This is a genomic window from Shewanella sp. ECSMB14102, from assembly GCF_000813075.1.
GTDB classification, from domain to species: domain Bacteria; phylum Pseudomonadota; class Gammaproteobacteria; order Enterobacterales; family Shewanellaceae; genus Shewanella; species Shewanella indica.
Map to the genome: position 1 here is coordinate 1 of NZ_JWGX01000115.1, position 1,238 is coordinate 1,238.

1 rRNA gene is annotated in these 1,238 nt (G+C 50.6%); it reads left to right on the forward strand.

Annotated elements, in window-relative coordinates:
• Positions 1–1,238, forward strand: a 23S ribosomal RNA gene (locus tag RC73_RS20410); the annotation flags it as partial.

Genomic DNA, 1,238 nt, shown 5'->3' on the forward strand with positions numbered 1-1,238 from the left:
CTAGTAACAAGCATTTGAGCCAGCGATGTCCGAATGGGGAAACCCGGCAGCATAAGCTGTCATCAATACGTGAATACATAGCGTATTGAGGCGAACGAGGGGAACTGAAACATCTAAGTACCCTCAGGAAAAGAAATCAACCGAGATTCCCCAAGTAGCGGCGAGCGAACGGGGATTAGCCCTTAAGTCTTTGGGGTGTTAGTGGAATGTGTTGGAAAGCACAGCGGCACAGGGTGATAGCCCCGTACACGTAAACTAACCAGAGATGAAAACGAGTAAGGCGGCACACGTGACATGTTGTCTGAATATGGGGGGACCATCCTCCAAGGCTAAATACTCCTGACTGACCGATAGTGAACCAGTACCGTGAGGGAAAGGCGAAAAGAACCCCTGTGAGGGGAGTGAAATAGAACCTGAAACCGTATACGTACAAGCAGTGGAAGCGGTTCTTGAGACCGTGACTGCGTACCTTTTGTATAATGGGTCAGCGACTTACATTTAGTAGCGAGGTTAAGCGAATAGCGGAGCCGTAGGGAAACCGAGTGTTAACTGCGCGTTTAGTTGCTAGGTGTAGACCCGAAACCCGGTGATCTAGCCATGGGCAGGTTGAAGGTTGAGTAACATCAACTGGAGGACCGAACCGACTAATGTTGAAAAATTAGCGGATGACTTGTGGCTGGGGGTGAAAGGCCAATCAAACCGGGAGATATCTGGTTCTCCTCGAAAGCTATTTAGGTAGCGCCTCGGACGAACACCTTTGGGGGTAGAGCACTGTTAAGGCTAGGGGGTCATCCCGACTTACCAACCCTTTGCAAACTCCGAATACCAAAGAGTGCTATCCGGGAGACAGACGGCGGGTGCTAACGTCCGTCGTCAAAAGGGAAACAACCCAGACCGTCAGCTAAGGTCCCAAAGTAATTGCTAAGTGGGAAACGATGTGGGAAGGCTTAGACAGCTAGGATGTTGGCTTAGAAGCAGCCATCATTTAAAGAAAGCGTAATAGCTCACTAGTCGAGTCGGCCTGCGCGGAAGATGTAACGGGGCTAAGCAATTCACCGAAGCTACGGGTACCAGCGCATCACCTGATGCGATTTGCTGGCGTGATTCACTTTGTGAATGACGCCCAAGCACCCAACACGTTGAGTCGAAAGATGAAACAGGGTGTTTAAGTCGTATGAGGGATGCGCTGATGCGGTAGAGGAGCGTTCTGTAAGCCGTTGAAGGCGAAGGGGTAACCC